The following is a 10,172-nucleotide window of genomic DNA, read 5'->3' as shown; positions in this document are numbered from 1 at the left end:
GCCTCAACTAGTGTACCGAGCAGCACGAGTAACAAAATATCACTAAGTTTATGTTTTACTTTTATTGCTTGGCGCGGATCTGTGACGCTTTCTAAATACGCGTAGATTTCGTACATCATGAACTCCCGTAATAGCTTTTCTTTTACTTTAACATAAATAGAGATACTAGGGAATTATTTATTTCATGCGTTTGTCGTGTTATTTTACAAAATATCTTGAAAATGAATATAATCTTTGATACAATGAAAGCAGTTGTGTGATATCACACAACTGCTAACCCTAAATAGCTAATGGAAACGAGGAATATAACATGGCACAAATTAGTGTAACACCAGAAGAGCTAAAACAACAAGCACAAGTCTACATTCGTTCAAAAGAACAAATTGAGCAAGCAATCCAACAAGTCAACCAAATGAATTCAACGATTGCGGAAGAATGGAAAGGTCAAGCCTTCCAAGCATACCTTGAGCAGTACAATGAACTTTATCAAAACGTTAAGAAGTTCGAAGATTTATTAGAAAGCATCAATCAACAGCTAAACAAATATGCAGATACGGTCGCTGAGCGTGATGCACAAGATGCACAGAGCTTTGGTTTTTAAACATGGGCGCCTATCAAGGCGCTTTTTGTGTATTTGTACGCTAATGGTTGGTGTTTTTGCGTTTTCTTTTCCAGCTGTAAAAGGAAATGCAGATGGTAAGCTTAAGTTGAACACAGATGTTTTGATAAATAATGGGGCTGGTGTCGGCGGAAGTGGAGAATTTCCTATACGTGGACAGTTGTTTTCTGGCGAGTTAGAAGAGCAGAATCAAAAATTTAAAGAAAGCCAAGCGCAATTAGCGAAACAAAAACAAACGATAAAGTTTGAAGAAAAGAGCACGCATAGCCTCGATATGAAGCCTGCGACAAAAAATTTATTTCAGGATTATCAACCTCAGGTTATAACAGGGGTGGAAAATAGTAACGAAAAAAATGGAATGAATTTTTATATGCTAGGTGGTGTTGGTGGTATCTTTTTGATGTTGTTAGGTATTCTAATTGGTAATAGCTGTGCAAAGAAAAAACGGAGAAGAAAACGTGTTTGAAATTACTTTAGTCATGCAAAACGATGAGATGGATATCGTTATTCCGAAGAAAGTGCCCTTTGGTCGCTTACGTTCACTATTACGTGCGCTATTTTGGGAACATGGAAATGCCTTACCAGAAAATATCCTTTTAAAAATTCAAGGTAAAACAGTCCGTTTACAAGATTCAGATTGGTTAAGCGATTTTGGTATTGGAAATGGCGAAAGAATTGAAATTGTTATAGGAGAAGGTGGAGAATCGCAATGAGACTATTTAACGGAGCAGACACGCTTGAGTTTGAGAAACAAAAACAAAGCATGCTTGTCAACTTAGAAAAAACACAAGTTAAGGTATCAGAATTAGAAGAAATCAACCAGTATGTTGTTGCGAAACAAACAGATCAAGGTGTGCAATTATGCTATACCCTACAAGAGGGACTTTTATCGTTTTCTCAAGCATCTAATCAGACCAAAACACAATTAGAAAAATTAGAGTTGGCAAATTTGTTAAGACCACTTCAGGACATCAAGGGAGATTATCAGATACCATTTATACATCCTGAAAATCTCTATTTTGAAGGTGAAAAGCTAAAAATTATTCATTTTGGCTTAAAAGGATTAGTTGCACCGCAAGTAGAAGATGTAGCTTTATTTTTAAAAGAGGTTAAAGCCCTGATTTTGTCTATCTTTCAGTCAAAAGTAACGTATGAAAAATGCTTAGAAGGCTTACCAAGTTTGAAAGATTCTTTTTCAAGACAACTCCTTGCTGCTGAGAATTTAGAAGAACTTTTTTCCTTTTTGAATACAGAATTAACAGTAGAAAAAGCGAAAATTAATCAATCAAAACGACTTGTTTCAAAAATTGGCTTTACAGTTTATCGTGTACTCGGCGTGATTGCGCTAGTCTTTGCAATTATCATGACATTTTTTTGTTATCGCTATAAAACAAGCAGTGATAAATCCGATGCAATCGTGACAGCTCAAACGAGTTTCATCACAAATAATTATGCTAAAACACAAACGGATTTAGAAAAATACAAACCTGCAGATTTACCGAAATCCGCAAAATATATCCTTGCTGTTTCATCAGTGAATTTGGCTGATTTAACTAGCGCACAAAAACAAACGATTTTAAATACTTTGTCTATCAAAACAGACAATAATACCCTTAATTACTGGGTCAATATGGGTAGAGGAAACTTTGATGAAGCCTTGAATTTAGCACAAAACTTAGGAGATGATCAATTAACACTCCTTGCCTACACGGATCTGTATCAAGCCACAAAACTCAATACGACTATGGCAGGGGACAAGAAACAAAAACGCCTGCAAGAATATAGGAAGCAGATTGAGGATTTAACGAAAAAGTTAGGAAATTGATGATATGACACTATTTGAAACAAATGAGGAACAAAAGCAACATCATTTCTCATTAGATGAACGGTTAAATCCAGATGAAGTAGTATTTGTCATTTTTTTGCTCAATGAAAAATTAGACAAAGTCACTTTGACGACTTCCCAACCTTTTTTCAATACAGAAAAGTACAAGTTTAGTATTGTCAATGATAACGTTTTTATAAATGGTTCAAAAACGGGCATAGGCAAGCAGGAGGTAGCGGGACAGTTATTTTTCATTGTATCACGAGAAAATGCTGAAACCAGTTACTTTATTCGCAATGAAACGAAAGATTTTATTTTTGGTAAGTCAGAAAACAGTGGTGTTCAAGTAGCAGACGATTCCCTTCTCATTCTTCATGAGCAAAATATGACGGTCAAATCACAAGGCGAAACAGTTTATCTTAATGATCGCTTGGTTGAAAAAACAACCATTATCGCAATAGAAGATGGTATGACTGTTTTGACACCATCATTTTATCTAGAAAAACGTCAAGATCAATGGAAAGTGACGAGTTTTTCAGATGCTGTTATTTTTAATCGAGACAAGTTATTAAAAGTCCCAAGAAATGATCTATATCCAAAAGATTTTCCAGACTATCGTAGAAGTCCTCGGTTAAATTTAGAAGTATCGAAACAAACTTTTAAACTTGATGCCCTAACAAAGGACAATTCTAAAGATAAAAATGGTCTGATGAAAATGTTATTACCACCTTTGGGAATGCTTGCGATGACAGGGGTTACAACGGTGTTGAGCGGTCGTAATCCAGTGATGATGTTAGGTATGGGTGGCATGAGTCTGATGACTGCGGGAGTTACGGTTTCTCAGTATGTCACAGATAAAAAAGAAAAGAAAAACGAAGAAAAAGAACAGGCATCTGATTATCAAGTTTATTTATTAAACGAAGTGAGTCAGCTAGGGACAGCTTATGAAGCAGAAAAGAAGATTTTGGGGTACCAGCAGCCTACACCATTAGAGCTTACGGAAATGGTGGCTAATTATGATGCGAGGATTTATGAGCGTCAACGTCATAACAAAGATTTCTTAGAGGTTTCGATTGGCTTAAGTGAACGACCATCGAAACTTAAAGTTGAGATTGGGGCAGATGCTAAAGATTTAAGTGAAGATGCAGCGCATTTGCGAAATCTTCAAGAACGGTACACGATACAACGGGATGTTGCGACACCGATAACATTAACGGATGCGACGATTGGATTGGTTGGTACAGATGAAGTTTTGAAAGACACGGTTCAAGCCTTGTTATTTCAGACGGCGTTTTTCCATTCTTATCAAGATGTGAATTTCATCAGTTTGGTGTCAAAAGAAGCCTATAAAGAAACATGGAAACCATGGCGTTTATTGCCTCACTTTAAATTGAGTGAAGTGAATATGCGTGGGCTTATCTATAATGAAAAACTACGTGATGTCGTCCTGAATGCTTTCTATCAACTCTTGATGAAACGTAAACAAGCAGTGAATGAGGCTGGAAAAGAGAAACCTCAATTCTCGCCACATTATATTTTTACGATTCAAGATGATACTTACCTTGCAGGACATGGCATCAATGAACTTTTAGCTGAGGATATGAGCGAGTTAGGCGTTACAGTGATTTGGTGTAAGGAAAATACAAAGTTGTTGCCTGAAACAGTAACGACCTTGATTGACCTACCTAATGAACAAGAAGGGCGACTCGTGAATGAAAACAGTGAGTTTGTGAATGAAACGTTCAAACCTTATGTATTACCTGAAAACTTGGAATATAGTGTGCGTAGGCTCTCAAACTTAAATCATTTGGAAGTAGAGAAAAATGCCGTGCCAGATAGCCTGTCACTTCTTGAACAATACGAAGTGAAGACGGTCGAAGAACTTGAGATTTCGCAACGTTGGCAAGCTGCGCAACCAAATAAGTCAATTAAGTCACTGATTGGCTGGCGAGGAAAATCAGACTATGCCTACTGGGATTTACACGAGCGTGCGCATGGTCCACACGCATTGGTCGGTGGGACGACTGGTTCAGGGAAATCTGAATTTTTAACCACTTATCTTATCGGTCTTGCGATTAACTTCTCGCCAGAAGATATTGGGATGTTGATTATCGACTGGAAGGGTGGCGGTATTGCCAATACCTTAGATAAGTTACCTCATTTTATGGGTGCGATTACCAACCTTGATGGTGCGGGTACAGCACGAGCACTCGCAAGTATCAAGGCGGAGTTAGCTAAACGCCAACGAGAATTTGCCAAGTTTGGGGTTAATAATATCAATGGCTATATGTCGCTTTATAAAGAGCGCCTAACACCGAAAGAAGACGTCAACTATCCAACTAAACCCTTGCCACATTTGGTATTGGTTTCGGATGAATTCGCAGAATTGAAATCAAATGTACCTGAATTCCTAGATGAATTAACATCAGTAGCACGTATTGGGCGTAGTTTAGGTGTTCACTTAATCTTAGCGACCCAAAAACCAAGTGGTGTCGTCAATGACCAAATCGAAGCCAATTCTAGATCAAAAATTGCCCTCAAAATGGCAGGAGTACAGGATTCAAATGAGTTACTGAAAACGCCTGATGCGGCACATATTACTAATCCCGGGCGTGGGTATCTCAAGGTCGGAGAAAATGAAGTTTATGAACTATTCCAAAGTGGCTATGCGGGCGTCCCTTATGATCCAGAAGCTAGTCAAGAAGAAATCGTCGATGAACGCATCTATAAAATCAACGACCTTGGACAGTACGAATTGGTTTACGATCCGGGCGAAGAGGTCAAACAAGGTAAGGATACAAGTGATTTAGAGACGCAGTTGGAAAAGGTGATTTCAGAGATTGATAAGACCTTTGAACAAACAAATTATGCCTTACCAGATAAACCATGGTTGCCAAACTTGGGAGAAAATATAGCGACACCACAAGTTGAAACTGAGGGGAAACGTCACCTCAAAGTGCCATTAGGTTTACTGGATATACCAAGTGATCAAACACAAGAGAACTATGATTTTGATCTTACCAAACATGGTAATACCGTTATCTTTGCGAGTAGTGGCTATGGTAAATCGACTGTTCTTCAAACGCTGGCTTTGAATTTGGCGAAAGTAAACACGCCGGAACAAGTCCAGATGAACCTACTGGACTTTGGGAACAATGGTTTATTACCGCTCAAAGACTTGCCCCACGTGGCTGATATTGTGACACTTGAAGAAGAAGAAAAACTTCAAAAATTGTTAGATGGCATCGCTGAAACACTCGCAGCTCGTAAAAAACAATTTAAGACTGCAGGTGTTGCGAGTCTTGAACAGTATGAGTCTAAGACGAGAGAGTCTCTACCAATCCTTGTCAATATCTTGGATAATTATGATGGCTTAAGTCAAAATGACAAACGTAAGGAAAGTATTGATAACTTACTTTTACAAGTGTTGCGTGATGGTGCTAGTCTAGGTGTGTATCTTGTCTTTACAGCCAGTCGAACCGGTGCGGTTCGCATGAACATGATGAGTGCGATTTCAACTAAAATGGCTTTATATCTCAATGAAGAAAGTGAAATCACCACTATCATGGGACGTGAGAAAGTCCTTCAAGAAGCCAAAGTCGGTCGCGGACAGGTCATGGTGGATGTGCCAAGGGCGATTCAATTTTATTTGCCTGTTGAGGGAGACAACAGTACGGAGATACTGGAGAATCTTGAGAAGGAAGTTTCGACCCTTGACGAAAACTGGACAGGTGTGAGACCTGCGAAGATTCCGATGGTTCCTGAACTATTGACAGCTACACAATTCAATACTGTAGTGACTGAAAAAGAGGATAATAAATTCTACATTGGTCTAAATAAAGCAGATTCAGCAGTAGAGAGTTTTGACTTGTTTACTGGTGATAGTATTGGGATTTTTCCAGCGAATAAAAAACAGCTTCATTTATTAGCACCTTTTGTATTTAAAGAAATACTTCGACAAGAAAAACAAGTTATTCTAATTGATGCTTTGAAAAGTTTAGAGCAGTTTGAAAATGAAGTTTCTATCTATATCTCGAAAGAAAAAATAACAAATCAATTAGACGATATGAAAGAAGCAATAAGTCTCTTAATTGAAGCAAATGATTTGGATAAACAAAGCATTATTATTTTTAATGGATTGGCAGACATTTTATCTAAATTAGGAAATCAACAAGCACAATTCATTGATATAATTGAACAAAATTCAGACCAAAAACAATTTATTTTTATGGATTATGTGACAAATGTTGGTAATAACTTTGCTATGCCAACTGTTGTGACAAGAGAAAATGTTCAGGTTATCTTATTTGGCGGTGAACTCAGTGCGCAACATTTCATTGAAAACTTACCGGCAGCAATTAAAAATGAAAAAGTGAATCCAAATGTTTTACATTGTGTAAGGGATGAAGAATTATCACATATCGTCATTCCTGTAGAAAAAGAGGAGTAGAGAGTTGGCAATAGAAGAATTAAAATTTTTAGGTCTTGGTTCAATGGTCGAAGTAGAAGACATGGACGCTTTAAAGGATACAAAATATGTTGTGATTGCACGTGCGGTTGGTAAAAATAGCAACGATGCCACTGTTCTTCGTTATATGCTTGCACCACATCCTTTTGGAGATGTCCCCAAACAAAAAGATAACATTTTAATTGTTACTGATAATCAAATTACGAAAATTCATGTTGAAGGATACGTAGATATAAAAGATGATCAGTTTCTTGAAGAGTTACTTGGCAATTTGAGTCAAACCGTTTCTAGTGAGAATACAACCACTACCAAGATTTCTACTAATCAGGCTTCTGAAGATGAGGAAGAGAATAAAAAGGCTGAATTACTTGCTCAGGAACAAGCCGAACGAGATGAAGCAAAACGTTTGGCATATGAAAAAGAACAACTGAGAAGAGATCCGTTTTACAAATTTAGAAAGAAAGTAGAGGAATAGAAAATGCCAAGAGCAATCCGTTCAGATGTAGGTTCGGCACAAGGTGCAGTTGCCAAATTTAATAATTTGGGTAAACAAAAAGGACAGCATTTTGATTTAAGTAAAAGTAATATCGCAGGGATGAAACAAGCAGTAGAAGTCTCTAATCATGTGGTAGAAGATTTATCGAAATTGCAATCTTCTGTCAAAGCAAAAGCAGATAAATTTCCACAACTAGCTCGGGTCATTGAACAACGAGACAAACAAGATAGTATTAGTTTTACAGAAATGGATCTGGGGTTTGATTAACAATGAAAGATAAAAACTCAGAAAAACGTTATGAATATGATATTCAAATTTTGGATAAAGAAAGAGCCATCGAAGAATCTCATCAGGAACAACGCCAAACAGAAAGAAGCATTGAAGATTTCACAAATCAGATGAACCAAACATTTCGAGAACTTCAAGACATTGAAGAAGCGTTAAATGAAGGACAAACTTCATTTAGTGAAATGGAACAAAAAAGACGATATGTAAGCAATTTACTTGCGCAACAACAAGAAGAAGTGTCTACTCAATATCGAAAAGAACACACCCTTATGGAAGATGAGCGAGAACAACTCCAAAAAGAAAGGAACCAACTATCATGGGATTAGTCTATAGTCCGTCAGAGTCCGAGGGTCTGGTCAATGCGTTACATAGTAACATTACGACAGCTCAAAGCATGATTGATGATTTGAATAGTGCAAGTAGGCATTTGGTAGATGCAGTGAATGGTCGTGCTTTGTCTGGCGCAGCTTATACGGCAGGAAAAGGCTTGTTTACAGAATTAGTTATACCAACGATTTCTAAAGCGACATCGACACTTGAGCAACTGAGAACAAAACTCAGTCAGTATGAAGGCTATGCTGGGGCAGCAGGTGGTGAGTTGCTCGATGAAGATAAACTAAATCAGCAGTTGGAGTTATTAAGAGCACAACAATCATCTATGGCATCACAAATCAATTTTTATCGGATGCAGTCCTACCTCTACCCTGAAAATGCAGAGATGAATCTCATGTATTCAAATTTTCAGAGTCAACTTTCAAGTTATATGGGTACGACGGCAGATGATATCCAAAAAGTGCAAGATAAGCTCAAGAGACTGCATGAATTCAATAGTCATGTGAATGGGTTGTTTAGCGATAGCTTAGATGAGTTTAAAACTATATTGCAGATTATGGCTGCGATTACGATTGATACTGCTGGAAATTATATCTTAAAGTTCAATAATAATAAAGACTTTAAAAAGTTTAAAGACCTTGCAAGAAGTGGTGGTTTGCCTAAAGAAATTGCGAAATCTGTACTTTCTCAGGGAACAATATCAACAGCACTTAAACAAGCTGGGAGAGGATATAGAATTGCAGGGCTAAGAAAAGGTGCCTTATCAAATAACAAAACGCTTTCTAGAACAGCTCTTAGGGCTAGAGCAGCCAAACAATTGGGTGATGACTTAGTTGATATTGGGAAAGGTGTTGGCAAAAGTAAAGTATTAAAAGTAGCGGGCGTTATCGGAACAGCACTAGATATCGGTTTAGACTATGATGAACAGATGTCTAAGTATAATGACAATGGTAGAGCTTTGAAGAATACAGCAGCTCATACGGCAATAGGAGTAGCTGGTTCAGAAGTGGGTGCTTATATTGGAGGAGCGATTGGAACGGCAATTCCTATTCCTATATTTGGTACTGTAATTGGTACAGTAGCGGGTGCAGCTATCGGAGGAGCAGTTGGATATTTAGGAAATAAAGCTTATGACTGGGTTGAAAGTGGAGAAGCAGGAAAATTTGTAGATAAGACTGCTAAAAATATCTCAAAAGGTGTTAATAGTTTAAAAAATAAGGCTGGAGATATATTTGCAGGATTTGGCAAGTCTTTAGGAAGTGTGTTTGCGTGAGGAATAAAGCTAAAATTGTTACTCTTATGAAAGTTACAGAAAATTCAGGAATATACTTTGATTTCTTGAAAAACACTCCATATATTCAACATTTTAGAAGTCCTTCATTTAATAAAGAGATTGTCTATTCTAGGAGTGTAACGTTTTGGTTGAGTAGACTCTTATTGGTAGGTGCTACCATTATTGGGATTATCATAGATAAATTTTTTGTTCTCCCTGTGTTAATGAGTTTGGTAATTGCATATAGTGTTGGTATTGTATTAGGAAAAATCTTAATACAATTAATGCTTACAAATTTTATAGACAGAAAAGAGTATAGAAAAATAGAGAAAGAGGAAATTCTTCAAATTCTTTCAAAAGGAAAAGAATTTTGGATATTAAGATTAACAGAAATATTTTTGTATTTTGGTTTAATTATCGTCTCTATAATTTTATTATCTCAAGGGATATTAAAAGGAAAAGATTTTATTATGTTAATTGTTACAACCTTTGGTATAACTTTATTGCATGATACTGTATATCCTAAAAGGAGATTGAAAGCGAGAAAAATACTAAAGCAACAGTTAAAAGCAGGTGTTTTTGATGTTTAAATATTGGACTGGGTTGAAAAGTGAGGAAGCAGGGAAGTAGATAGGACTGCTAAAAATATCTCAAAAGGTGCTAATAGTTTGAAAAATAAAGCAGGAGAGATATTTTCAGGATTTGGTAAGTCCCTAGGGAGTGTATTCGGATGAAAAAATTATCTCTGGATTTAGGAATAATTTCTGAGAATAAATCTGTAAAATTTGATTTTAGAAATCAAACTACTTATATTGAAAATTTTGAAATTGTTGGAACACAAAAAAAAGGAGGTGAATATTCAAAAGCTAA

General features: G+C 36.8%; 10 protein-coding genes. All 10 read left to right on the top strand.

Annotation, left to right across the window (positions count from 1 at the left end; all coding sequences use genetic code 11):
- The first annotated feature begins 310 nt into the window (after positions 1-310).
- The 10 genes from ACYQ21_RS13275 to ACYQ21_RS13230 are packed head-to-tail and all read left to right on the top strand — an operon-like array spanning position 311 to position 9,892.
- A complete protein-coding gene (locus tag ACYQ21_RS13275; protein ID WP_094785467.1) occupies positions 311-601 on the top strand; it encodes a WXG100 family type VII secretion target in 291 nt (96 codons plus the stop codon).
- Positions 602-644: 43 nt separating this feature from the next.
- A complete protein-coding gene (essA, locus tag ACYQ21_RS13270) occupies positions 645-1,085 on the top strand; it encodes a type VII secretion protein EssA (protein ID WP_460058959.1) in 441 nt (146 codons plus the stop codon).
- Positions 1,078-1,332 carry an EsaB/YukD family protein gene (locus tag ACYQ21_RS13265; RefSeq protein WP_460058957.1) on the top strand — a complete coding sequence of 85 codons (255 nt, stop codon included), beginning with the start codon at positions 1,078-1,080 and terminating at the stop codon, positions 1,330-1,332. The genes essA and ACYQ21_RS13265 overlap by 8 nt, the downstream gene beginning before the upstream one ends.
- A complete protein-coding gene (essB, locus tag ACYQ21_RS13260; protein ID WP_460058956.1) occupies positions 1,329-2,444 on the top strand; it encodes a type VII secretion protein EssB in 1,116 nt (371 codons plus the stop codon). The genes ACYQ21_RS13265 and essB overlap by 4 nt, the downstream gene beginning before the upstream one ends.
- Before the next feature lie 4 nt (positions 2,445-2,448).
- Entirely contained in the window at positions 2,449-6,894 is a 4,446-nt protein-coding gene (essC, locus tag ACYQ21_RS13255) for a type VII secretion protein EssC (RefSeq protein ID WP_460058954.1), read from the top strand.
- A 4-nt stretch (positions 6,895-6,898) separates the two neighbouring features.
- Positions 6,899-7,387, top strand: a complete 489-nt coding sequence (locus ACYQ21_RS13250) for a DUF4176 domain-containing protein (RefSeq protein ID WP_460058952.1) — start codon at positions 6,899-6,901, stop codon at positions 7,385-7,387.
- Positions 7,388-7,390: 3 nt separating this feature from the next.
- Positions 7,391-7,675, top strand: coding sequence for a hypothetical protein (locus ACYQ21_RS13245; protein ID WP_460058951.1), 285 nt, complete (start codon positions 7,391-7,393; stop codon positions 7,673-7,675).
- A gap of 2 nt (positions 7,676-7,677) precedes the next feature.
- The gene (locus tag ACYQ21_RS13240) at positions 7,678-8,022 is read left to right on the top strand and encodes a hypothetical protein (protein ID WP_460058949.1); all 345 of its coding nucleotides are present in this window, start codon (positions 7,678-7,680) and stop codon (positions 8,020-8,022) included.
- Positions 8,013-9,302 carry a hypothetical protein gene (locus ACYQ21_RS13235; protein WP_460058948.1) on the top strand — a complete coding sequence of 430 codons (1,290 nt, stop codon included), beginning with the start codon at positions 8,013-8,015 and terminating at the stop codon, positions 9,300-9,302. Before ACYQ21_RS13240 ends, ACYQ21_RS13235 begins: the two co-directional genes overlap by 10 nt.
- Before the next feature lie 26 nt (positions 9,303-9,328).
- Positions 9,329-9,892, top strand: a complete 564-nt coding sequence (locus tag ACYQ21_RS13230) for a hypothetical protein (protein WP_460058947.1) — start codon at positions 9,329-9,331, stop codon at positions 9,890-9,892.
- Positions 9,893-10,172: the final 280 nt, after the last annotated feature.

Source organism: Pseudolactococcus yaeyamensis (assembly GCF_054658615.1).
This window is presented reverse-complemented; position numbering and strand designations above follow the sequence as displayed.